Origin of the sequence: Bradyrhizobium sp. SMVTL-02, from assembly GCF_051853005.1 — a bacterium.
Classification (GTDB): domain Bacteria; phylum Pseudomonadota; class Alphaproteobacteria; order Rhizobiales; family Xanthobacteraceae; genus Bradyrhizobium.
Window position 1 is genome coordinate 6,087,380 of sequence record NZ_CP182469.1, and the last position, 21,726, is coordinate 6,109,105.

17 protein-coding genes and 2 pseudogenes are annotated in these 21,726 nt (G+C 65.6%); 10 read left to right on the top strand and 9 right to left on the bottom strand.

Going from position 1 to position 21,726, the window contains the following annotated elements; genetic code table 11:
- Positions 1 to 26 precede the first annotated feature (26 nt).
- Positions 27 to 605, bottom strand: a pseudogene (locus ACNJYB_RS29120) (CGNR zinc finger domain-containing protein).
- 76 nt (positions 606 to 681) lie between these two features.
- Between ACNJYB_RS29120 and ACNJYB_RS29125 the strand changes: the two are divergent.
- Positions 682 to 915: pseudogene (locus tag ACNJYB_RS29125) on the top strand (alpha/beta fold hydrolase); the annotation flags it as partial.
- A 42-nt stretch (positions 916 to 957) separates the two neighbouring features.
- Here the strand turns inward: ACNJYB_RS29125 and ACNJYB_RS29130 are convergent.
- Positions 958 to 1,437, bottom strand: coding sequence for a MarR family winged helix-turn-helix transcriptional regulator (locus tag ACNJYB_RS29130; protein WP_439369991.1), 480 nt, complete (start codon positions 1,435 to 1,437; stop codon positions 958 to 960).
- Between the two features lie 98 nt (positions 1,438 to 1,535).
- Between ACNJYB_RS29130 and ACNJYB_RS29135 the strand changes: the two genes are divergently transcribed.
- On the top strand, positions 1,536 to 2,741 hold the full coding sequence (locus ACNJYB_RS29135; RefSeq protein WP_439369993.1) for an ABC transporter substrate-binding protein: 1,206 nt from the start codon (positions 1,536 to 1,538) through the stop codon (positions 2,739 to 2,741).
- Between the two features lie 190 nt (positions 2,742 to 2,931).
- On the opposite strand, the gene ACNJYB_RS29140 is transcribed toward ACNJYB_RS29135, so the two are convergent.
- Positions 2,932 to 3,651 (bottom strand): hypothetical protein, encoded by a 720-nt coding sequence (locus ACNJYB_RS29140; protein ID WP_439369994.1) that lies wholly within the window; start codon positions 3,649 to 3,651, stop codon positions 2,932 to 2,934.
- 289 nt (positions 3,652 to 3,940) lie between these two features.
- Between ACNJYB_RS29140 and ACNJYB_RS29145 the strand changes: the two genes are divergently transcribed.
- Positions 3,941 to 4,864 (top strand): ABC transporter ATP-binding protein, encoded by a 924-nt coding sequence (locus ACNJYB_RS29145; protein ID WP_439369995.1) that lies wholly within the window; start codon positions 3,941 to 3,943, stop codon positions 4,862 to 4,864.
- Positions 4,861 to 5,622 carry an ABC transporter permease gene (locus tag ACNJYB_RS29150; protein WP_439369997.1) on the top strand — a complete coding sequence of 254 codons (762 nt, stop codon included), beginning with the start codon at positions 4,861 to 4,863 and terminating at the stop codon, positions 5,620 to 5,622. The genes ACNJYB_RS29145 and ACNJYB_RS29150 overlap by 4 nt, the downstream gene beginning before the upstream one ends.
- Positions 5,623 to 5,735: 113 nt before the next feature.
- Here the strand turns inward: ACNJYB_RS29150 and ACNJYB_RS29155 are convergent, their stop codons facing one another.
- The gene (locus ACNJYB_RS29155; protein WP_439369998.1) at positions 5,736 to 6,062 is read right to left on the bottom strand and encodes a hypothetical protein; all 327 of its coding nucleotides are present in this window, start codon (positions 6,060 to 6,062) and stop codon (positions 5,736 to 5,738) included.
- A gap of 381 nt (positions 6,063 to 6,443) precedes the next feature.
- On the opposite strand from ACNJYB_RS29155, the gene ACNJYB_RS29160 reads away from it, so the two are divergent.
- On the top strand, positions 6,444 to 7,238 hold the full coding sequence (locus ACNJYB_RS29160) for a L,D-transpeptidase (protein ID WP_439370000.1): 795 nt from the start codon (positions 6,444 to 6,446) through the stop codon (positions 7,236 to 7,238).
- Between the two features lie 38 nt (positions 7,239 to 7,276).
- Complete coding sequence (locus ACNJYB_RS29165) at positions 7,277 to 8,260, top strand: glycerophosphodiester phosphodiesterase (protein WP_439370002.1); 984 nt, start codon at positions 7,277 to 7,279, stop codon at positions 8,258 to 8,260.
- A gap of 10 nt (positions 8,261 to 8,270) precedes the next feature.
- On the opposite strand, the gene ACNJYB_RS29170 is transcribed toward ACNJYB_RS29165, so the two are convergent.
- Positions 8,271 to 10,550, bottom strand: a complete 2,280-nt coding sequence (locus ACNJYB_RS29170) for a fused MFS/spermidine synthase (protein ID WP_439370004.1) — start codon at positions 10,548 to 10,550, stop codon at positions 8,271 to 8,273.
- Between the two features lie 233 nt (positions 10,551 to 10,783).
- On the opposite strand from ACNJYB_RS29170, the gene ACNJYB_RS29175 reads away from it, so the two are divergent.
- Complete coding sequence (locus tag ACNJYB_RS29175; RefSeq protein WP_439370006.1) at positions 10,784 to 12,391, top strand: phytoene desaturase family protein; 1,608 nt, start codon at positions 10,784 to 10,786, stop codon at positions 12,389 to 12,391.
- A 251-nt stretch (positions 12,392 to 12,642) separates the two neighbouring features.
- Here ACNJYB_RS29175 and ACNJYB_RS29180 read toward each other — a convergent pair whose 3' ends face one another.
- The gene (locus tag ACNJYB_RS29180) at positions 12,643 to 12,798 is read right to left on the bottom strand and encodes a Flp family type IVb pilin (RefSeq protein WP_129272625.1); all 156 of its coding nucleotides are present in this window, start codon (positions 12,796 to 12,798) and stop codon (positions 12,643 to 12,645) included.
- A 165-nt stretch (positions 12,799 to 12,963) separates the two neighbouring features.
- On the opposite strand from ACNJYB_RS29180, the gene ACNJYB_RS29185 reads away from it, so the two are divergent.
- A complete protein-coding gene (locus ACNJYB_RS29185) occupies positions 12,964 to 13,848 on the top strand; it encodes a 50S ribosomal protein L11 methyltransferase (RefSeq protein ID WP_439370008.1) in 885 nt (294 codons plus the stop codon).
- Between the two features lie 186 nt (positions 13,849 to 14,034).
- On the opposite strand, the gene ACNJYB_RS29190 is transcribed toward ACNJYB_RS29185, so the two are convergent.
- Complete coding sequence (locus ACNJYB_RS29190) at positions 14,035 to 14,217, bottom strand: hypothetical protein (protein WP_439370009.1); 183 nt, start codon at positions 14,215 to 14,217, stop codon at positions 14,035 to 14,037.
- Between the two features lie 185 nt (positions 14,218 to 14,402).
- On the opposite strand from ACNJYB_RS29190, the gene ACNJYB_RS29195 reads away from it, so the two are divergent.
- Both ACNJYB_RS29195 and ACNJYB_RS29200 read left to right on the top strand, forming a co-directional pair.
- Entirely contained in the window at positions 14,403 to 16,229 is a 1,827-nt protein-coding gene (locus ACNJYB_RS29195) for an aminopeptidase P family protein (protein WP_439370011.1), read from the top strand.
- A gap of 208 nt (positions 16,230 to 16,437) precedes the next feature.
- On the top strand, positions 16,438 to 17,715 hold the full coding sequence (locus ACNJYB_RS29200; RefSeq protein ID WP_439370013.1) for a multidrug effflux MFS transporter: 1,278 nt from the start codon (positions 16,438 to 16,440) through the stop codon (positions 17,713 to 17,715).
- Between the two features lie 110 nt (positions 17,716 to 17,825).
- Here the strand turns inward: ACNJYB_RS29200 and ligA are convergent, their stop codons facing one another.
- Both ligA and recN read right to left on the bottom strand, forming a co-directional pair.
- On the bottom strand, positions 17,826 to 19,973 hold the full coding sequence (gene ligA, locus ACNJYB_RS29205) for an NAD-dependent DNA ligase LigA (protein WP_439370015.1): 2,148 nt from the start codon (positions 19,971 to 19,973) through the stop codon (positions 17,826 to 17,828).
- A gap of 81 nt (positions 19,974 to 20,054) precedes the next feature.
- Positions 20,055 to 21,725, bottom strand: coding sequence for a DNA repair protein RecN (recN, locus tag ACNJYB_RS29210; protein WP_439370016.1), 1,671 nt, complete (start codon positions 21,723 to 21,725; stop codon positions 20,055 to 20,057).
- Between the last annotated feature and the right edge of the window lies 1 nt (position 21,726).

Genomic DNA, 21,726 nt, shown 5'->3' on the forward strand with positions numbered 1-21,726 from the left:
TGCCGGATGAGCTCGCCCCCGACCCGTCATTGCCGGCCCTTGAGCCGGCTGCGATGCGCGGCCTGCTTGGCGCGGTTGCCGCACCGCCTTGCGCGACTGCGGGTGTGGTCGGCGAACAGCATTCGTGCAGTTATGGCCCTCGCACGCCTTGACGTCGGACAGTCTTCCTCGCAGACGAACTTCGCCATCGCCTCGCCGACGGGCAGCAGAAGAGCTTCGGCTGATTGCCAGCGCCGCATCCTCTGCCGTGCAAGGCCTTCCTCATCGTGGCGAGGCGCGATTTGCAGGAACGCCTCATCGCGCTCCAGGATGCTGTTCAACGGGCCAAGCTCGTGCAGCGCCTTCGCGGTCAGCGGCCTGCCGGCATGCTCCAGAACAAAGCCCCTGAACCACTCGCGCAACGCGCGGGCCTGATGGGCGACCTTGTCGAGCTCGCCCGGCTTGGCGCGCCCCATCAACGCGTCCAGCTCCTCCGCCGGCACCAATTTCGCCTGCGACAGCCAGTCGACCAAGCCATCGCCATCGCCGATCCAGTCGACCGCTGTATCGACCGGTGTTGCAACCGAGTTGAGAAAATCGAGGCCGAGTGGGTCGGCGATGAACATGGCGGGCGGTCCATGAGCGCAGTCCTTGGCCGACGAATAACGGCTGATCGATAGTAACCATTAAAATGGCAGTTGCGACTACAAGAGCGACGTCGCGCTCTATCCGTCATTCCAGGAAAATTTCCGCAAGCACAAGCCGCCCTTCCTGGCGGTCTGGGGGAAGAACGATCCGTTCTTCATTCCGCCCGGTGCCGCAGCGTTCAAGCGCGACAATCCCAATGCAATCGTGCAGTTCTTCGACACCGGCCATTTCGTGCTGGAAACGCACGCCCGGGAGATCGCGGAGAGCATTCGTGCGTTTCTGGGGTGAGATGAGCTGTGGCGATCTTCGATTGCCGCATGGCGCGCCGGCCTAAAGCGGCAGCATGCGGTTCAAGAGGTCGAGCAGCGTGCGCTGCTCGGCCTCGCTCAGCGGCGCCAGCATCTTGCGGTTATAGGGCTCCGTCAGCCTCGCCCCCTCGGCGATGAGCTTTGCCCCCTTTGGCGTCAGGATGAGCTCGACCGCACGGCGATCGGACCTCGAGCGGTTGCGCTTGATGAAGCCGGACGATTCGAGCTCGTTCAGGATCTTGATCAGGTTCGGCAAGCGCAGCCGGAGCAGGCTGGCGAGGCTGCTCGGCGGCACGCCGGGATTGTCGCGAATGACGGCGAAGATCGCGTAGGTTGCCGGCGTCAGCCCCAGTGCGGCGAATTCCTCATAGAAGCCTTCGAAGAACTTCAGCTGCGCGAGGCGCAGCATGAAGCCGGGTGTGCGCTGAAGCGCATTCAGGTCCAGCGCTTCCTCCTGCAGTTCGGCAGATTTGGCGCCGGATTTCGGGGTCTTCGGGCTCATGATATGCATCCAAAGCGGGCCAAATTGACACTCTCGAAAATAGCTATAAAATATAACTATTATGAAGCGGCACCAAGACCGCCCATGGGAGGGACACAATGAACAGCAAATTCCTGCATAGATTGTGCATGCTGGCGGCAATGCTGACCACCGCACCGGCGTTCGCCCAGGACGCTGTGAAGATCGGCATCCTCAACGACCAATCCGGTCCGTTCGCGAGCTATCAGGGCATCGGCTCGGTCGTCGCCGCCAGGATGGCGGTCGAGGATTACGGCGGGAAGGCTGCCGGCAAGCCGGTCGAGGTCGTCGCGGCCGACCATCAGAACAAGACCGATATCGGGATCGGCATCGCCCGGCGCTGGTACGAGAACGAGAGCGTCGATGCGATCTTCGACATTCCGAACTCGTCGATTGCGCTCGCGGTGGCCGGCATGAGCGCCGAGAAGAACAAGGTCTTCGTCGGATCGGGCGCCGGCACGGTGCTGCTGACCGGCGAGAAGTGCACGCCGAACACGGTGCACTGGACCTACGACACCTATGCCTATGGCCGCGGCCTCGGCAAGGCGATCGTGCAGCAGGGCGGCAAGAAGTGGTTCTTCATCACCGCCGACTATGCCTTTGGCCATGATCTGGAGAAGCAGGCCGCGGAGGCCGTGAAGGCGTCCGGCGGCGAGGTGCTCGGCAGCGTGCGGCATCCGCTGGGAACGGCCGACTACGCCTCCTTCCTGCTCCAGGCCCAGGCATCTGGCGCGAACGTCGTCGGCTTCGCCAATGCCGGCGACGACACCATCACCTCGATGAAGCAAGCCGCCGAGTTCGGGCTGACCAGGGATCACAAGCTGGTCGGATTGATCCTGGGCATGAACGGCCTTCCCGCGCTTGGGCTGAAATTTGCGCAAGGCGCGCAGATCATGAATCCGTTCTACTGGGATCTCAATGACGGCACGCGGGCGTTCGCCAAACGGTTCGCCGAGCGCATTCCGTCAAAGGCCTATCCGAACGACATGCAGGCCGGCGTCTATGCCTCTGTCATCCACTACCTCAAGGCGGTCGACCAGGTCGGCAGCGCCCGGGACGGCAAGGCCGTCGTCGCCGCGATGAAGGAAACGCCGACCGACGATCCGCTGTTCGGCAAGGGCTACATCCGCAAGGACGGCCGCAAGATCCACCCGCTCTACCTGCTCCAGGTGAAGGCCCCGGAGGAATCGACGTCGGCCTGGGATCTCTTGAAGGTCGTCACCACCATCAAGGGCGAGGACGCGTTCCGCGCCCAGAACGAAGGCCAGTGCCCGCTCAGCCGCTGACGGCCGAGCCGAAGCGCAGGCTCAACAATTCGCTGCGCAGGCTGGAGAGCGTGCCGGTGCGTGTGACTGCGGCTTTGGCGTGATGAACTCGATTGGCGGCCGGGATCCACCTCACCCTAGGGGAGAGGTGAATCCTTGGCGCATCGAGTCAACCAAAGCTCATATCGTCTTCAGGCTACACCACGTGCGCTCAGTTCCTCGCCGGAGCCGTCGCCGCCGCCGACCGCGCCTGCCGCGGCGCGCCGGGCTCGGCGACGGGGGCAGCCGGAGCGCGCGAGCGCATGACCGCGGCCTCGATCTCGGCGATGACGCGGCGCTGGATCGCCTCGCTCTTGTCGATCGAGATGTGGCCGACGCCGGTGCCGCGTACGTCGACATTGTCGAGCTTGCCGCGCAGGTCCGCCGCGGCCCGCACCGGCTCGCCGGGACCATCGCCGATATAGATGTTGATGTAGCGCTCGGCGCCCGTCGATAGCCTGGTCTTGAACACGGAATCGAGGCCGATCGCGAGCTTTACGGGCACGCCGAGCTGGTTGAGCTTCGCAATCATGTCAGGCAGTGCGGTCGCGCCGGAGGAATGGCCGACCAGGATGATGGTCTTGATGCGGCCGGCCTTGTAGGCGGTCGCGGCTTCATCGGCGAGCGAGGACCAGGACACGAAGTTGGCGACGGTCACCGGGATGCCCTCCGCCTGGAGGCGGGCACCGATCGTGTCGAGGCCGAGCGAGAAGATGTTGAGCACGCCGCGCAGCAGGTAGACGTGCGTGGTCGCGACCTGGGCCTGGCCCGGGGCCGCCCTCGCGGTGGTCGGGCTGATGGCAACAGCTGACAGCAGAAGCAGGCAAATCGCCCACACACGGAGGGCGGGCAATTGGCTGGCGCCGGCGGTGTGACGGCCGTTCGGTCTCATCGATGTTTTCCCTGGGGACAATACGCTTGGCGATTGGCCGGAATCGTAGCCACGGCCTGCTCACAGACGCAACAAAGAGCCGCGTAAGCGACAATCTTAGCAGCAAGCCGTGGCGGTTGTGCAACACTTGCCCGGAACCCGCCCCTGAAGAGCCGGTTTCGAGACGATTTTTCTCCGACCAATTGCGACCGGGCAAGGGCATTCCTATTTCAGGGCACCGCTGACCCGCCCTTCCCGGCAGATCCAGCCTCCCTCCCCCAGCCTTTTGCCCCCAAGCCTTGCGGCCATCATGTCCTCCATCATTTCCGTCGCCAATCTGTCGAAGACCTATGGGTCCGGCTTCAAGGCGCTCAAGAACGTCAATCTCGACATCAAGCGCGGCGAGATCTTTGCGCTGCTCGGGCCGAACGGCGCCGGCAAGACCACGCTGATCTCGATCATCTGCGGCATCGCCAACCCGAGCGAGGGTCGCGTCCTCGTCGGCGGCGAAGACATCCAGACCTCGTACCGCAAGGCGCGCTCGCTGATCGGCCTGGTGCCGCAGGAATTGCACACCGATGCCTTCGAGAGCGTGTGGGCGACCGTGAGCTTCTCCCGCGGCCTGTTCGGCGAGCCGAAGAACCCTGCGCACATCGAGAAGGTGCTGAAGGACCTCTCGCTCTGGGACAAGAAGGACAACAAGATCATCACGCTCTCCGGCGGCATGAAGCGCCGCGTGATGATCGCGAAAGCGCTGTCGCACGAGCCGCAGGTCCTGTTCCTGGACGAGCCGACCGCCGGCGTCGACGTCGAGCTGCGCAAGGGCATGTGGGAAGTCGTGCGCACGCTGCAGCAGTCCGGCGTCACCATCATCCTCACCACGCACTACATCGAGGAAGCCGAGGAGATGGCCGACCGCATCGGCGTCATCAACAAGGGCGAGATCGTGCTGGTCGAGGACAAGGCGACCTTGATGCAGAAGCTCGGCAAGAAGCGGCTGACCGTCCACTTGCAGGGCAAGGTCACCTCGCTGCCGGAGAGCCTCGCCCATTACGAGCTCGAGCTCTGCGATGGCGGCGCGACGCTGGTCTACGACTACGACACCAAGGGCGAGCGCACGGGCATCACCAGCCTGCTCAGCGACCTGCGCACCGCAGGCATCCGTTTCAACGATCTCGACACGACGCAATCGTCGCTCGAGGACATCTTCGTCGACCTCGTGAGGACGTCATGAATCACCGCGCCGTCCGCGCCATCTACCTGTTCGAAATGGCGCGCACCTGGCGCACGCTGCTGCAAAGCATCGTCTCGCCGGTGGTTTCGACCTCGCTCTATTTCGTGGTGTTCGGCGCCGCGATCGGCTCGCGCATCAGCCAGGTCGAGGGCGTCAGCTACGGCACCTTCATCGTGCCGGGCCTGATCATGCTCTCGGTGCTGACGCAGAGCATCGCTAACGCGTCCTTTGGCATCTACTTCCCGAAATTCACCGGCACGATCTACGAGATCCTGTCGGCGCCGATTTCCTATTTCGAGATCGTGCTCGGCTATGTCGGCGCGGCCGCGACCAAGTCGATCATTCTGGGCCTTATCATCCTGGGGACAGCCGGCCTGTTCGTGCCGCTGCATATCCACCATCCCATCTGGATGCTGGCCTTCCTGGTGCTGACCGCGGTGACCTTCAGCCTGTTCGGCTTCATCATCGGCATCTGGGCCGACGGCTTCGAGAAGCTGCAGATGATCCCGATGCTGGTGGTGACGCCGCTGACCTTCCTGGGCGGCAGCTTCTACTCCATCGACATGCTGCCGGCGGGCTGGCGCACGGTCGCGCTGCTCAACCCGGTCGTCTATCTGATCTCCGGCTTCCGCTGGAGCTTCTACGAGATCGCCGACGTCAGCGTATCCGTCAGCATCGGCATGACGGTGGCATTCCTGACGATATGCCTCGGCGTGATCTGGTGGATTTTCCGCACCGGATATCGGCTGAAGAACTAGCCATCATTCCGGGGCGCGCGTGGCGCGAACCCGGAATCCATTCAGCCACCGGCGCTGCCGCTCGATGGATTCCGGGTTCGCCCTTCGGGCGCCCCGGAATGACGGCCGTGGACTCACCGGTAGCAATGAAAGCGGTGATAGCCGTCGTAGTACCCGTGGCAGCGGTGACGATAGTGGCGGTGAGGAATGCCGAACACGCCCTCCACCGCACCCACGGCGCCGCCGACACCGGCGCCGACCGCGCCACCGACTACGCCCCCCACCGGACCGGCGATCCGGTTACCTTCATAGGCCCCTTCCTGCGCGCCGCGCACGATGCCCTGGGCATGGCTGGCGTGCGGCAGAGCCAGCAGTGCGAGCAGGACGGCGGCGGCTGCGAACAGCAGGCGGACAGGCAAGCCTGCCGGCAGGACGGCGGCGGTAACACGGGCTTTGTTCATCTTCAGTCCCAGGGAAGTACGGAGCAAGCGGCGGCGAAAGCCGCCAATGGCAGGCCATCATCAACGCGCCGAGCGGCCAAATGGTTGCGCCTTTGTGACGAATTGTCGGCGACATGAACGCGTGTCCGCTCGCGAAAATGTCAGCATCGCCGCCAGCTGCGCCGGCACAAAGCGGCCTTGCTTACATCAGGCATCACGTTAACGATGGGCGGACGGGCCCGGTGGAACGAAAGCCGGATTGCAGGCATATTGCATGCCGGGGGACGGAGAGCCGCGGTGTTATTGTTCGAGCATGATCTTTTCGGAAAACCGCTACACACTTTTTCCGGATCATGCTCTGGCGTGAACAGGCCGGAGGCCAGAACCCAGATGCGTTTCCAGATGCGTTCGTTTTTTATTGCTTTCACCTCCCTGATGCTTTTGAGCGCGGGCACCGCGCAGGCCAAGGTCGAGATCACCGTCGACAAGGACAATCAGCAGATGACCGTCGCCGTCGACGGCGTCGCGCGCTATCACTGGCCGGTGTCGACGGGCATCCCCTCGCGCGAGACGCCGAACGGCGCCTTCCGTGCCTTCCGCATGGAAGAGGATCACTTTTCCAAGGAATTCGACGACGCGCCGATGCCGCACGCGATCTTCTTCACCAAGGTCGGGCACGCCATTCACGGCACGGACTCGGTCGGCCGGCTCGGCTCACCGGCCTCGCATGGCTGCGTGCGGCTGTCGCGACAGAACGCATCGACGCTCTATGCGCTGGTGCAGCAGCAAGGCGTGCTCAACACGACGGTGACGCTGACCGGCTCGGCGCAGGTGGCACTCGCTCGCAATCCGCGCGGCCGCAGCAACACTGCCGTGGCCGCCCGCGCTCCGCAGCAGCCTGCCGAAGAGCAGTATGCGACCACGGGTGATCCCGTGAACCTGACGCCGCCGCAGCAACCCGCCCGCCGCTACATGCCGCAGGACGACAATTACATCTATCCGGCGGACGGCAGCGACACCGGCGCGCGCTATCCGGCGCCGCGCCCGATCACGCGCCCCTATGGCACGCAGGCCTATCAGCAACTGCCGCAGCCGACCTACGACCAGGGCTATGGCCAGCAGGGCTACTATTATCAGCAGCAGCAGCAGCAGCCTCGCCAGTATTATCAGCCGCGCAATTATTACTATCAGAACTGACGCGGCCGCCACCGAGCGCCCTTAACAGTCGGGGCACCATGCCGTCACGTGCCACGACCATCCTGACCGTGCTCGCGGTTCTTGCTGCAGGACGAGCTATGGCCTTTGATCTCGAGGCGCATCGCGGCGGGCGGGCGCTGCTGCCGGAGAACACCCTGCCCGCGTTTGCCAACGCGCTGTCGACGGGCGTCGACACGCTGGAGCTCGACGTCGGCGTCACCGCCGATGGCGAGGTCGTCATCTCGCATGAACGCGGGCTCAATCCGGATCTCGCACGAGATGCGAGCGGCGCCTATGTGGCCGCCCCCGGCACGCCCTTCGTCAAGCTGCGGCTCGAAGAGGTCAGGAGTTATGACGTCGGTCAGATCCGCCCGGACAGTGCCTATGCCAGGCAATTCCCCGAGCAGCGCGCCGTGCCGGGGACGCGCATCCCCACGCTGAAGCAATTGTTCGCGCTGGTGCGCAAGTCCGGCAACACCAATGTGCGCTTCAATATCGAGACCAAGATCGATCCGAACCATCCGGATGAGTCCCTCGATCCGCAAGCTTTCGTCACAAAACTGCTCGGGCTGATCGAGGCCGAACGGTTCACCGACCGCGTCATGATCCAGTCGTTCGACTGGCGGACCCTGCAGCTCGTCCAGCAGCGAGCGCCGAAGATTCCAACCGTGTACCTGACGCTCCAGCGCGGCTCGGCTCCAACGGTGGCGCTCGACAAGGCCACCAGCTGGACCGCGGGTTTCAGCCCGGCCGATCACGGCGGCTCGTTGCCGCAAACCATCAAGGCTGCGGGTGGCGCGATCTGGTCGCCCTATTTCGGCGACGTGACCGCGGCGCTGGTCTCCGAAGCCCACGCGCTCGGCTTGCGCCTCGTGGTCTGGACGGTCAACAAGCGCGAAGACATGGCGCGGATGATCGATACTGGCGTCGACGGGATCATCTCGGACAATCCGGACCTGCTGCGACAGGTCGCCAGCGAGAAGGGAATTGCGCTGCCGGCGGGGACGCCTGTGGAACCGTAGGCCCGGGGTCCTACTCCCCGTCCCTCAAACGCCGGTACAGCGCGCCCAGGATGGTCGAGTAATCGTCGGTCCACACCCGCACCCGGTCGTCGGCTTCGGTCTGCTCCCACGATTTGGAGGCGGCGAGCTTGCCGACATCTTCCTCCTCGCGCGCGGAGATGACGACGTCGGTCGAGAAGATGTAGTCGGAATCGCGCCCCGAATCCTCGTTGAAGACCCAGCTCTTCAAGTCATTGGCGTCGGCGATGCCGACCACGACGGTCTCGAGATCGAGGTGGCGGTTGGAGACGTGCATCACCACGGCGCCGTGCGGCGCGAGCTTGTCCTTGTAGATCTTCATCGCCTCTTCGGTGGCGAGATGGATCGGGATCGCATCGGACGAATAGGCATCGACGATGATGAGATCGTAGGCGCCGTCCGGCTCCTTGGCGAAGGTGAGGCGGGCGTCGCCGATGACAGGCTTCAGGCCCGGCAGGCAGCTCGAGATGTAGCGGAAATTCCTGGGGTCACGCGCCGCGTCCACCATGGACTGGTCGATCTCGAAAAATGTCCAGTCCTCGCCCGGCTCGGCGGCGCAGGCGAGCGTGCCCGAGCCGACGCCGATCGCGGCGACCTTGAGCGGCGCGCCCTTGCGCTCGCGGATCGCGGCGACGGCCTGACCGATGCCGCCGTCCTTGTGATAATAGGTGATCGGCTCGGGCCGGCCGGTGACCGGCGTGCCGTCATTGTTGCGGATGCGCTCGGCGCCGTGGATGGTGGTGCCGTGCATCAGCACGTGGAAATAGCCGCCGGGCGTCTCCACGATCTTGTGCACGCCGAAGAAGCTGCGCACCGTGGTGACGCGGCCCTCGTCCGCCGGATAGATCCGGATCAAGGCCAGCGCCAGCGCGACGGTGGCGAAGATCTTCCAGCGCCCGGCATTGAGCGCCAGCGTCAACACCGCGGCGAGCGCGCCGACGGCACCTGCGACCCAGACACGGTGATCCTCGAACCAGGTCGAGAGATTGCCGGTCGTATAGGACGGCGCGATCAGCGCCACCGCGAGCGCGGCGATTGCCAGCCAGTACCATCTGACGATGCCGGCGAGACGCTCGTTCGCGGACGGGCGGCACAGCGCGGCGAGCGCGATCAGGATCGGATATTCCGCGATCCACGAGAAGGTGAAGGGCGCGACCAGGCCGGCAAAGAGACCGCCGACCATGCCGCCGAACGACAGCGCCACATAGAAGCCGGTGAGATATCTGGCGGCCGGCCGGGTTCGCGCCAATTCGCCGTGACACGCCATGGCGATGACGAAGAAGCACAATTGATGACCGCCGAGCGTCAGCAGCAGATTCTGCTCGCCGCCGAAAGCCAAGAGGACGACGACGCCGGCGATCGCGACCGGCTGCAGCATCAGCATCCATTTGTGCGGCAGCAGCGGCCGCGACTGGAACACGATCACCCAGGTCAGCAGGTACAGCGACAGCGGCAGCACCCAGAGCAGTGGCGCCGCCGCGACGTCGGTCGAGATGTGCGCCGTCACAGCGATGAGCAGGCCTGACGGCACCGCGGCGAGGAAGATCCAGCGCAGCCGCCTCGGAAGCCGCGGCGCCGGCGCGTTGACGTCCTCGGTTCGCGCATCAGTCACGGCGAGCTTCGGCGAGCGCAGCAGCAGCACGCCGCAACCGCTAATCAGGAGGATCAGGAGCCCATAGCCAACCGTCCAGAACCGGTTCTGGGTGTGCAGCGTGAACATCGGCTCCAGCAGGAAGGGATAGGACAACAGGGCCAGGAAGCTGCCGATGTTGGAGGAAGCATAGAGGAAATAGGGATCATGGCCGGCCGGATGGCCGGTGCGGACGAACCAGGCCTGCAGCAGCGGATTGTTGGCGGCGAGCGCGAAGAACGGCAGCCCGATCGAGACCACGAACAGGCCGAGCAGCCAGAACGCGTAGCCCGAAGCCGGCGGCTCGCCATACGCCGACGCGATGCCGAGCGGCAGCGTGGCGAAGGCCGCGATCAGCAGCACCAGATGCACCGTGACCGGAACGATCCGGTTCCTCGCCTGCATCAAGAGATGCGCATAGGCATAGCCCGCCAGCAGCAGCGACTGGAAGAACACCATGGCCACCGACCATACCGCCGGCGAGCCGCCGAGCCGCGGCAGCACCATCTTCGTGAACAGCGGCTGCACCGAGAACAGCAGCAGCGCGCTGACGAAGATCGCAGCGGTGTAGACCGTCAGCAGCAGCCGGTTGCGCGACGACGAAGGCTGCTCCGTGGCGGCGGGTTGCACGGTCGAATCCATGAAAGCTCCGGCAAAAGCGTTTTCCAGCGAAGTGGGCACCGGTTCGCGCGAGAAAACGCGTCGGATAAGTCCCCCGGCGGGCGCCGGACGCGCGCAATGGAGCACACTGCGCCTGAACGGGCAATAAAGGGGCTCGTGATGTTGCAGCGACGAATGCTTGATATAGAGATGTCACTCCGGGTCCGGTCGTTCCGACCCATCCCGGAATGGCCGGGGAACATTTTGAATCTTTCATGAGCGAAACCGACGTCGTCATCATCGGCGCTGGCCATAACGGCCTCACCTGCGCGGCCTATCTCGCGATCGCGGGCCTGCGCGTGCGCGTGGTCGAACGACGCAAGGTGGTCGGCGGAGCCGCGGTCACGGCGGAGTTTCACCCCGGCTTTCGCAATTCGGTCGCGGCCTACACCGTGAGCCTGCTCAATCCGCAGGTGATCGGCGACCTCAAGCTCGCCGAGCAGGGCCTGCGCGTGGTCGAGCGCCGCGCGCAGAACTTCCTGCCCGCGCCCGACGGCAGCTATCTTCTCACCGGCGAGGGGCGGACCAAAGCGTCAGTCGCGCGGCTCAGCGCGCGTGACGCGGAGGCGCTCGACGGCTTCTCGCGCGAGCTGGAAGACATCGCCGACGTGCTCAGGCAATTCGTACTGCGCGCACCGCCGAACCTGCTCGACGGCTTCGGCACGAACGCGATCCGCGAGGCCGTGAACGCATTGCAGAGCGCCAACATCCTGCGCGGCCTGACGCTGGAACAGAGCCGCAGCCTGCTCGATCTCTTCACCCGCTCGGCGGGCGAGATGCTGGACGAGCGTTTCGAGCATGATCTGGTGAAGGCGCTGTTCGGCTTTGATGCCATCGTCGGCAACTACGCCAGCCCCTACGCGGCAGGATCCGCCTATGTGATGCTGCATCACGCCTTCGGCGAGGTGAACGGCAAGAAGGGCGTCTGGGGCCACGCCATCGGCGGCATGGGCGCGATCACGCAAGCGATGGCGCGCTCCGCCAGGGATCACGGCGTCGCGATCGACACCGATGCCGGCGTGCGCGAGGTGATCGTCGAGCGCGACCGCGCGGTCGGCGTGGTGCTGGAGAACGGCGAGACGATCCGCGCGAAATATGTCGCGGCCAACGTCAATCCAAAGCTGCTGTATACGCGGCTGATCGCGGCCGATGCGCTGCCGCAGGACTTCCTCGCCCGCATCAGGCACTGGAAGAACGGCTCCGGCACCTTCCGCATGAACGTGGCGCTGGACCGCCTGCCCTCCTTCACGGCGCTACCGGGCGAGGGGGACCACCTCACCTCCGGCATCATCCTGGCGCCAAGCCTTGCCTACATGGATCGCGCCTATCTCGATGCGCGCGCGCAGGGCTGGAGCCGACAGCCTGTCGTCGAGATGCTGATCCCCTCGACGCTCGACGATACGCTGGCGCCCGCCGACAAGCATGTCGCAAGCCTGTTCTGCCAGCACGTTGCGCCGGAGCTTCCCGCTGGAAAATCCTGGGACGACCATCGCGACGAGGTCGCCGATCTCATGATCGCGACGGTGGATGCGTGCGCGCCGGGCTTTGCGGCGAGCGTGCTCGGCCGCCAGATCCTGTCCCCGCTCGACCTCGAACGGCAGTTCGGTCTGCTCGGCGGCGACATTTTCCACGGCGCGCTGACGCTGAACCAGCTGTTCTCGGCGCGGCCGATGCTGGGCCATGCCGATTATCGCGGGCCTCTCAAGGGCCTCTATCACTGCGGCTCCGGCGCCCACCCCGGCGGCGGCGTCACCGGCGCCCCCGGCCACAACGCCGCGCGCGTGATCCTGCGGGACCACCGCGCGCTGTTCGGAAGCCGGTGATAGGGCTGTGGATGGGCTGTCGAGATGTCCGTGGACAGGCAGGGAACCTGATCCGGAGATGCTGGGGAGAAGGCGGTGGATAACCGCGGGACAGCTGGGGGATGAGCCGGTGGACGATGCCCTGATAAAGGGCTGACGGGCTGTGGACACCTCCCCCAAAACGACCTCGCCCGCCGAGGGCAATTCCCCGCGCGGGCGCTTGTCTGGACATCCTCAAGAAAGTAGCCCCCGCTGGAAATCGGAGGCGGAAATTACTTCAAGGAGGTGCTAATCGAACCGAACTTGTCGTTCATCGTGCTGCCCAGGCTGTTCACCACGGTGATGATCGCCAGAGCGATACCGGCCGCGATGAGGCCGTATTCAATTGCGGTCGCACCGGATTCATCGGACCAGAACTTCAAAACCATGCGCTTCAAGATACGCCTCCAATTCAATCACAGGCTGAGTTGGTCAGCCCCAACAGCCGCAAATCTACGGGCTGCAACCTTCGGTCCAGTTAATTCCGAGCTTCAAGTTGTGCGGAAAATTGCTCGCGAAGGTTCCCAAAATTGAGCCCGATACAACCACAGAGCATGCCTTCCCCCACGCACCGCGCCAGTTTCTCGATCGGCACCGAGGCTGCCGCACGGCGCGTCGTCGATGTACTCACCGAGGTGTTTTTCGAGGGCGACGCGGCGGTCGCCGCCTTCGAACGGCCGGACGGCCAGTGGGACGTCACGCTGCATTTCGCCGAGCCGCCGGACCAGGCATGGCTGCGCGAACTCATTGCAACTTCAGCAGGAAATGAGATTGCCGGCACGCTGGTGTTCGATATTGTCGAGGCCAAGGACTGGGTCAAGGCGAGCCTGGAGGATCTGGTCCCGGTGCCGGCCGGGCGTTTCGTCGTGCACGGCAGCCACGTCCGCGACCGCGTCGCGCCGAACAAGCTCAAGATCGAGATCGAGGCGGCGCTCGCCTTCGGCACCGGCCACCATGGGACCACGCGCGGCTGTTTACTCCTGCTTGACCACGTCCTGAAGAGTTCCCTTCCGCGCAATTTGCTCGACCTCGGCACCGGCACCGGCGTGCTGGCCATCGCGGCGGCCAAGGCGCTGCACCGGGCGGTGCTGGCCTCCGACATCGACCCGCCTTCCGTGCGGGTGGCGGCCGAGAACGCGACGCTGAATGAAGTCGGTCACCACGTCCGGGTGATCCGCGCCACCGGCTTCGCCGCGCCGGATTTTGCCCGCGCAGGCCCGTTCGACCTGGTGCTGGCGAACATCCTCGCCAACCCGCTGCGGCAGCTGGCGAGCCCGATGGCGCGGCACCTCGCGCCCGGCGCCCGCGTCATCCTCTCCGGCCTGTTGACCCACCAGGCCCCCGCCGTGATCGCCGCCTACCGCGCGCGCGGCCTTGTGCCACTGCGGCATCTGAGGATCGAGGGGTGGAGCAGTCTGTTGCTGAGGAAGGTGGAATAAAGCGCGCCCGCGGCGCCGGTGCGCTCCCTCGCCCCGCTTGCGGGGAGAGGGAGAGTCTTCGCCGGGACGGTGAGAACTGGACTCGCGGAGAGTCCCCCTCATCCGGATCGCGCTGGACGATGCTCCGCATCGCCAAGTGCAATCCGACCTCTCACCGCAAGCGGGCCGAGGTGAACAAACAGCACCCTACTCCGCCGGCTTGTCGTCCCGGCGCGCGGCGCGCTTGCCCCGCAGGGCGCGCCTTGCGCGGCGCTCGGCAAAACGGTCGATCATCTGGCTGATGAGGCCGCGCGGCTTCTTCGGTCCCGTTGCGGCGGCCGGGGCGCGGCGCACCGGCGGCGAGATCTTCTCAAACGTGAACGCTGGCATCGTGTGTCCCCTCGCCGTTGAGATGAACCACTTGCTCGAATTTCCCTGTCATCCGGACGAAGCGCAACTGCCGCATCCTTTACTCCACTCAACCGAATGGAACATTTTCAAGCACAGTCCATGCCAGATGCGATGAAAATGCGTCTAGATTGCGGACCGATGCCCATGATCCTAGAGTGATCCGCATGTTCGAAGCGCACTTCCAGACATTCGAGGAGCCCGAGGCCGGCGTTGCGCTGACCGCGCGCCTTGCCGCACTCCGCGAAGAACTCGCCCGCCGCAAGCTGACCGGTTTCGTCATTCCACGCGCCGACCAGCAGCAGAACGAATATGTGGCGCCCTCGGAAGAGCGGCTGGCCTGGTTGACCGGCTTCACCGGCTCGGCCGGATTCGCGGTGGTGCTGACCCGCGAGGCCGCCTTGTTCGTCGATGGCCGCTACACGCTGCAGGCAGCCAAGCAGGTCGATGGCAAGGCCTGGGCGGTGGAATCGCTGATCGATCCGCCTCCGGAAAGCTGGGTGTCGGCCCATCTGAAAGCGGGCGATCGCCTCGGATTTGATCCGTGGCTGCACACTTTTTCGGCAGCCGAGCGCCTGTCCGTCGCCTGCGCCAAGGCCGGCGCCGAGCTCGTGCCGGTCGAGGGCAATCCGGTCGATGCGATCTGGCAGGACCGGCCCCAGCCCCCGCTCGCTCCCGTGGCCGTGCACAGCCTGCAGCATGCTGGCGTCACCGAAGGCGAGAAGCTGACGCAGATCAGGGCCGAGATCGCCAAGCTCGGCGCGGATGCGCTGGTGCTGTCGGACAGCCATGCCGTGGCCTGGACCTTCAACATCCGCGGCGCCGACGTCGCGCATACGCCGCTGCCGCTCTCCTACGCGCTGGTGCCCAAGGACGGCCGCCCCACCATCTTCATCGACCACCGAAAACTCTCCAACCTCTCGCGCGACCATCTCGAACAGTCCGCCGACGTGCGCGAGCCCGATGCGATGGCGCCGACGCTGATGGCGCTGGCCAAGAGCGGCGCCGCGATCGCGCTCGACAACGCCACCGCGGCCGACGCGCTGAGCCGGCTGATCGCCGGCGCCGGCGGCAAGCCGGTGCGCGGCAACGATCCGATTGCATTGCTCAAGGCGGTCAAGAACGCGACCGAGATCAAGGGCACCAAGACGGCCCATGTGCGGGACGCCGTGGCGCTGGCGCGCTTCCTCGCATGGATCGATCGCGAAGCACCAAGTGGCAAGCTGACCGAGATCGACGCGGTCGAAGCGCTGGAGACCTTCCGCCGCGACACCGGCGCGCTCAAGGACGTCTCGTTCCCGACCATTTCCGGAACGGGGCCGAACGGCGCCATCGTGCACTACCGCGTCACCCGCAAGAGCAACCGGCGGATCGCGCCCGGCGATCTGCTGCTGATCGATTCCGGCGCGCAATATGAAGACGGCACCACCGACGTCACCCGCACCATGGCGATCGGCGAGCCGACTGCCGAGATGCGCGACCGCTTCACCCGCGTGCTGCGCGGCCACATCGCGATCGCGCGCGCGATCTTCCCCGACGGCACCACCGGCGCACAGCTCGACACGCTGGCGCGGCAATATCTCTGGGCCGCCGGCGTCGACTTCGAGCACGGCACCGGCCACGGCGTCGGCAGCTATCTTTCGGTGCATGAGGGGCCGGCGCGGATCTCGAAGCTCGGCACCACGCCACTGAAGCGCGGCATGATCCTCTCCAACGAGCCCGGCTACTACAAGACCGACGGTTTCGGCATCCGCATCGAGAACCTCGAGCTGGTGGTCGAAGCTGACATCAAGGGTGCCGAGAAGCCGATGAATGCGTTCGAGACGCTGACCTTGGCGCCGGTCGACCGCCGGCTGATCGATGTCGCGATGCTGAGCAGGGATGAGCTCGACTGGCTCAATGCCTACCACGCGCGCGTGAGGGCCGAGGTGCGGCCGGCGCTGGACGAGGCGACGAAGGCCTGGCTCGATCAGGCAACGGCGGAGCTGACATAGCGCATGGCACTACGCCACTAGCGCAAAGCTCCGCCGCCTTTGCCCGCGATCGTGGCCGGCTTGGCACGTTCCTTGAGCAGCTTCCCGTAAAACGACGGCTTCCGGCGCACTGTTCTATACAGTCCCAAAATCCGAATAGCCGCATTCCGAAACGCCGGTATCCGTGTTGCGCGAGCACGCTACAGTGATTTCGACGAGACGGACATCTATGCACGGCATGATCAGCAGGCCGCCGGAGGCGGCAACGAAAAACATCGCGAGCTCGCGCGTGATGTTGCTGTTGCTCGTCTGCATGACGGGGGTTGCGCCGATCTCGCTTTACATGCTGGTTCCAGCGCTCCCCGTGCTGGCGACGAATTTCGGCCGCGATATCTCGGTCGCGCAGATGACGGTGTCGCTGTACATGGTCGGCATCGCCTGCTCGCAACTCATCATGGGCCCGCTGTCCGACAAGTTCGGGCGGCGCCCGGTGCTGCTGGCAGGGCTCGCGCTGATGGTCGCGGCAAGCATCGGCTGTGTCTTCGCCGGCAGCCTGCCGCAGTTGATCGCCGCACGTTTCTTCCAGGCGCTTGGCGGGGCTACCGGCATGGTGGTGAGCCGCGCCATCATCCGCGATCTCTACGAGCGCGAGCGCGTCGGCGCGATGATCAGCCTCGTCATCGCCGTCATGATGATCGCGCAGATGCTCTCGCCACTGACCGGCGGCCTGATCGAGACCGCGTTCGGCTGGCGCGCGATCTTCTACGCGATCACCGCAGGCTCTCTTGCGGTCGCGATCGGCATCGCGCTCGCGTTGCCGGAGACGCGCCGCGACCGTGCAGCCGGCGGCGGCTTTCGCGGCGATGTCGGCAGCCTGATCAGGAACCGCGCCTTCGTCGGCTACGTGCTGTGCCAGGTGCTCGCCTCGCAGATCATCTTCACCTTCGCCGGCGGCGGTCCGTACATCGTGGTCACGCAGATGGGCCGAACCACCGTCGAATATGGTGCGTGGTTCGCCACCAGCAGCCTCGCCTTTCTCGTCGGCAATCTGCTCTGCGTGCGCTTCGCGCCGCGGCACTCGCTGGAGAAGCTGATCTGGTTCGGGCTGGCGCTGCAGCTCGGCGGCAGCATCTTGAACCTGCTCTGGAGCTTGACGGGACTGAACGCGGCCCCACCCTGGCTGTTCGGCACCCAGATGATCGTGATGGCCGGCAACGCCATCGTGATGGCAAATTCCGCGGCCGGCGCCATCAGCGTCCGCCCCGAGGCCGCCGGCACGGCGTCAGGCGCGATGGGCTTTCTGCAACAGGGCCTCGGCGCGCTGATGTCGCAATTCGGCGCCTATCTCGGCGGCCACTCGACGACGACGCTGCCGTTGACCGCCGCGGTGCTGGCGATCTCGCTACTCTGCGCCGGTGTGATGATCTTCGTCGTCCCGCGCCGCGAGGTGGTGGTGAGCGAAGAGCTGATCGAGCAGGCGGAGGAGGAAGAGACGGGGATGATGTAGAGGGGGCGGCCACCTCTCCCCGTCATTGCGAGCGTAGCGAAGCAATCCGGACTGTCACCGCGGAAAGATCCTGGATTGCTTCGCTGCGCTCGCAATGACGGAAGAAACGCTCACTCCCCGATCAGGTTCAGCCACTCGTCTTCGGTCAGCACCTTGACGCCGTGCTTGTTGGCGTCCGCGAGCTTCGAGCCGGCACCCGGGCCGGCGACGACGAGGTCGGTCTTCTTCGACACCGAGCCCGACACTTTCGCACCCAGCCGTTCCGCGGTCGCCTTCGCTTCGTCCCGCGTCATCTTCTCCAGCGAGCCCGTGAACACCACGGTCTTGCCGGCGACGGGCGAGTTGCTCTTCGGCTTCTCGGCGTCGACGATCTCGACCTCCCTGGTCAGACGCTCGACGATGCCGCGATTATGGCTTTCGCCGAAGTAATCGGCGATGCTCTTGATCACGGTGTCGCCGATCTGGTCAAGCGCATCCATATCCGCCATCGCCTCCTCGTCGCCCTTGGCGACCTTGAGGCAGGCATCGTGGAAAGCCTCCCACGAGCCGTAGCCGCGCGCCAGCGCCAGCGCCGTGGTCTCCCCGACATGGCGCATGCCGAGCGCATAGATGAAACGCTCCAGCGCGATTTTTCGCCGGCTCTCGATCGCGCCGAACAGGTTGCGCACCGAGGTCGCGCCGTAGCCCTCGATCTCCTCGAGCTTGAGTTTTGAATTGCGCTTTTCCAGCGTGAAGATGTCGGCGGGCTCCCTGACCCATCCTTCGTCGAAGAAATACTGCAGCTGCTTCTCGCCAAGGCCGTCGATGTCGAAGGCGCGCCGCGAGACGAACAGCTTGAGGTGCTCGATCTTCTGATAGGGACAGGCGAACTCGCCGGTGCAGCGTGCGCGCGAGCCCTCCTCGCCCGTCGCGGTCTCCTCGCGCGTGACATCGGTGTGCAGCGGGCAGGGGCACTTCTTCGGGAACTGGAATTCCCTGGCGTTCTTCGGCCGCTTGTCGAGGACGACGTCGACCACCTGCGGGATGACGTCGCCGGCGCGCTGGATCACGACGGTGTCGCCGATCCTGATGTCGCGGCCCTCGCGCAGCACCTCGCCCTTGTTGCCGATGCCCTTGATGTAATCCTCGTTGTGCAGCGTGACATTCTGCACGATCACGCCGCCGACACCGACCGGCTCGAGCTTGCCGACCGGCGTGAACGAGCCGGTGCGGCCGACCTGGATCTCGATGTCGCGCAGCACCGTCATGGCACGCTCGGCCGGGAATTTATGCGCGATGCCCCAGCGCGGCGTGCGCGAGACGAAGCCGAGCCGCTCCTGCCAATCGATGCGGTCGACCTTGTAGACGACGCCGTCGATGTCGTAGTCGAGCTCGGCGCGCTGCTCCTCGATCGCATGATGGAAGGCGAGCAGCTCTTCCACGGAGTGGCACAGCTTGGTCAGCGGATTGGTCTTGAAGCCGCAGCGCTCGAACCAGCCGATCATGCCGCTCTGCGTATTCTCCGGCATCGCGCTCATCTGGCCCCAGGCATAGGCGAAGAAGCCGAGGGGACGCGAAGCCGTGATGGTCGGATCCTTCTGCCGCAGCGAACCCGCTGCCGAGTTGCGCGGATTGGCGAAGGTGGTGTCGCCAGCCGCCTTCTGCCGCTCGTTGAGCGCGAGGAAGGCCTTCTTGGTCATATAGACCTCGCCGCGCACCTCGCAGATGTCGGGGACGTTGCGGCCTTTCAACTTTTGCGGCACGTCTTCGAGGGTGCGGATGTTGGCGGTGACGTCCTCGCCCACCGAACCGTCACCCCGCGTCGCCGCGGTGACGAGCTCGCCGCCCTCATAGCGTAGCGACATCGACAGGCCGTCGATCTTCGGCTCGGCGGAGAAATTGATCCTGTCGTCGTCGAGCTTCAGGAAGCGCACGATGCGGCCGACGAAGTCGCGCACGTCCTCTTCCGCAAAGGCGTTGTCGAGCGACAGCATGGGCACCGAGTGCCGCACCTTCCTGAAGCGCCCGGACGGTGCCGCGCCGACCTTCTGCGACGGCGATTCTGCGCTGACGAATTCAGGAAAGCGTTTTTCGATCGCGTTGAGGCGCTGACGCAGAGCGTCGTACTCGGCATCGGTGACGGTGGGCGCGTCCTCCTGATAGTAGCGCTCGTTGTGCCCCTCGATCTCGAGCGACAACCGCATATGCTCGACCTTGGCCTGCGCTTTGGTGAGATCGGCGACGTCGCGGAGCGGTTTCGATTTTGCTGCTCTTGCCATGGTGCTTGGATACGACGGAGCGGATAGCATGGTAAAGGCGTCTGGGTCCGGCGCGCGCTGCGCTCGTCCGGGAGACGAAGCCTAACTCGCCGCCTTCAGCAACCTCTCCGCGGCCGCCCTCGCCTCGGCGGTGATCTCGGCGCCGGCGAGCATGCGGGCGATCTCCTCGCGGCGATGGTCGGCGGCGAGCGCATTGACGCGGGTGGCGACGCGCTTGCCCTTGTCGAGGGCGTCCTTGGAGATGAGCAGGTGCTGGTCGGCCCGGGCGGCAACCTGCGGGGCGTGGGTCACGGCCATCACCTGCACCTTGCAGGCAAGCCGCGCCAGGCGCCCGCCGATGGCGTCCGCAACCGCGCCGCCCACACCGGTATCGATCTCGTCGAACACCAGTGTCGGTGCCGAGCCGCGGTCGGACAGCACGACCTTGAGCGCCAGCAGGAAGCGCGACAGCTCGCCGCCGGAGGCGACCTTCATCATCGGACCCGGCTTGGTGCCCGGATTGGTCTGCACCCAGAACTCGACGCGGTCGAAGCCCTGCGGGCCCGGCGCGGCCTCGTCGGTCGTGACCTGGGTCATGAATCTGGCGCGCTCGAGCTTGAGTGGGGCGAGCTCGGCGTTCACGGCCTTGTTGAGCTTTTCAGCCGATTTCTGCCGCGCCAGCGACAGCTTCTTGGCGGCGGCGGCATAGCGGCTGTCGGCCTCGATCGCGGCCTGCTCCAGCTTCTTCAGCTGCGAGGCGCCGGCGTCGATCAGCACGACGTCGGCGGCGTATTTGGCGGCAAGCGCCGCGAGCTGGTCGACCGGGGTCGAATATTTGCGCGAGGCGGCGCGCAGCGCGAACAGCCGCTCCTCGATGCGTTCGAGCTCGGCCGGGTCGAAATCGGTCGCGGCCAGCGCGGCCAGCAGGTGCTGGTCGGCTTCCTCCAGCGCGTTGATCGCGGCGTCGATCGCCTTCACCGCGGGCTCGACCAGCGCCGGCGAATTGACGCCGCGGCGCTCCAGCCGGCGCACCGCCGCGGAGAGCGCTGCGACCGGTGAATGGTTGCCGCCGACCGCCTCCTGCGCCTCGCGCAGATCGGAGGCGATTTTCTCGCCCTGCATCATCGCGGTGCGGCGGTGGGCCAGCGAGGTCTCCTCGCCCTCCCTCGGCGCGAGCTGCTTCAGCTCGTCGGAGGCGTGGCGCAGATAATCGGCCTCGCGCGCGGCGCGCTCCATGCCGGCGCGGTGCTCTTCCAGCGCGGTGTTGGCGGTACGGCGGGCGTCCCACAGCTCTTCGACGGCCGTGACGTCCTTCTCGAGGCCCGCGAAGGCATCGAGCAGGCGGCGGTGCGTGGCGGCATCGACCAGCGCGCGCTCGTCATGCTGGCCGTGGATCTCGACCAGCGCGGCGCCGACCGCCTTCAGCGTCTGCACGCTGATCGACTGGTCATTGATGAAGGCGCGGGTGCGGCCGTCGGCGAGCTGGACCCGGCGCAGAATCATCTCGCCGGTGTCGTCGAGACCGTTCTCGGCCAGGATCTTCGTCGCGGGGTGATTCTTCGGGATATCGAACACGGCGGTGACCTGCCCCTGCTCCGCGCCGTGGCGCACCAGGCCGGCGTCGCCGCGGCCGCCGAGCGCCAGCGCAAAGGCATCGAGCAGGATGGATTTGCCCGCCCCGGTCTCGCCGGTCAAAACCGCAAGGCCGGTGGCGAATTCGATATCGAGCCGTTCGATCAGGACGATGTCACGGATCGACAGACGCGCCAACATG

Bases quoted from the DNA above. Each gene is read 5' to 3' on its own strand.
- ACNJYB_RS29170 (WP_439370004.1), bottom strand. From the start codon at position 10,550: ATGGATTCGACCGTGCAACCCGCCGCCACGGAGCAGCCTTCGTCGTCG.
- ligA (WP_439370015.1), bottom strand. From the start codon at position 19,973: ATGGCAAGAGCAGCAAAATCGAAACCGCTCCGCGACGTCGCCGATCTC.
- ACNJYB_RS29155 (WP_439369998.1), bottom strand. From the start codon at position 6,062: ATGAACAAAGCCCGTGTTACCGCCGCCGTCCTGCCGGCAGGCTTGCCT.
- ACNJYB_RS29190 (WP_439370009.1), bottom strand. From the start codon at position 14,217: ATGCCAGCGTTCACGTTTGAGAAGATCTCGCCGCCGGTGCGCCGCGCC.
- ACNJYB_RS29160 (WP_439370000.1), top strand. From the start codon at position 6,444: ATGCGTTCGTTTTTTATTGCTTTCACCTCCCTGATGCTTTTGAGCGCG.
- ACNJYB_RS29150 (WP_439369997.1), top strand. From the start codon at position 4,861: ATGAATCACCGCGCCGTCCGCGCCATCTACCTGTTCGAAATGGCGCGC.
- ACNJYB_RS29135 (WP_439369993.1), top strand. From the start codon at position 1,536: ATGAACAGCAAATTCCTGCATAGATTGTGCATGCTGGCGGCAATGCTG.
- recN (WP_439370016.1), bottom strand. From the start codon at position 21,725: ATGTTGGCGCGTCTGTCGATCCGTGACATCGTCCTGATCGAACGGCTC.
- ACNJYB_RS29195 (WP_439370011.1), top strand. From the start codon at position 14,403: ATGTTCGAAGCGCACTTCCAGACATTCGAGGAGCCCGAGGCCGGCGTT.
- ACNJYB_RS29145 (WP_439369995.1), top strand. From the start codon at position 3,941: ATGTCCTCCATCATTTCCGTCGCCAATCTGTCGAAGACCTATGGGTCC.
- ACNJYB_RS29185 (WP_439370008.1), top strand. From the start codon at position 12,964: ATGCCTTCCCCCACGCACCGCGCCAGTTTCTCGATCGGCACCGAGGCT.
- ACNJYB_RS29175 (WP_439370006.1), top strand. From the start codon at position 10,784: ATGAGCGAAACCGACGTCGTCATCATCGGCGCTGGCCATAACGGCCTC.
- ACNJYB_RS29140 (WP_439369994.1), bottom strand. From the start codon at position 3,651: ATGAGACCGAACGGCCGTCACACCGCCGGCGCCAGCCAATTGCCCGCC.
- ACNJYB_RS29180 (WP_129272625.1), bottom strand. From the start codon at position 12,798: ATGGTTTTGAAGTTCTGGTCCGATGAATCCGGTGCGACCGCAATTGAA.
- ACNJYB_RS29200 (WP_439370013.1), top strand. From the start codon at position 16,438: ATGCACGGCATGATCAGCAGGCCGCCGGAGGCGGCAACGAAAAACATC.
- ACNJYB_RS29165 (WP_439370002.1), top strand. From the start codon at position 7,277: ATGCCGTCACGTGCCACGACCATCCTGACCGTGCTCGCGGTTCTTGCT.
- ACNJYB_RS29130 (WP_439369991.1), bottom strand. From the start codon at position 1,437: ATGAGCCCGAAGACCCCGAAATCCGGCGCCAAATCTGCCGAACTGCAG.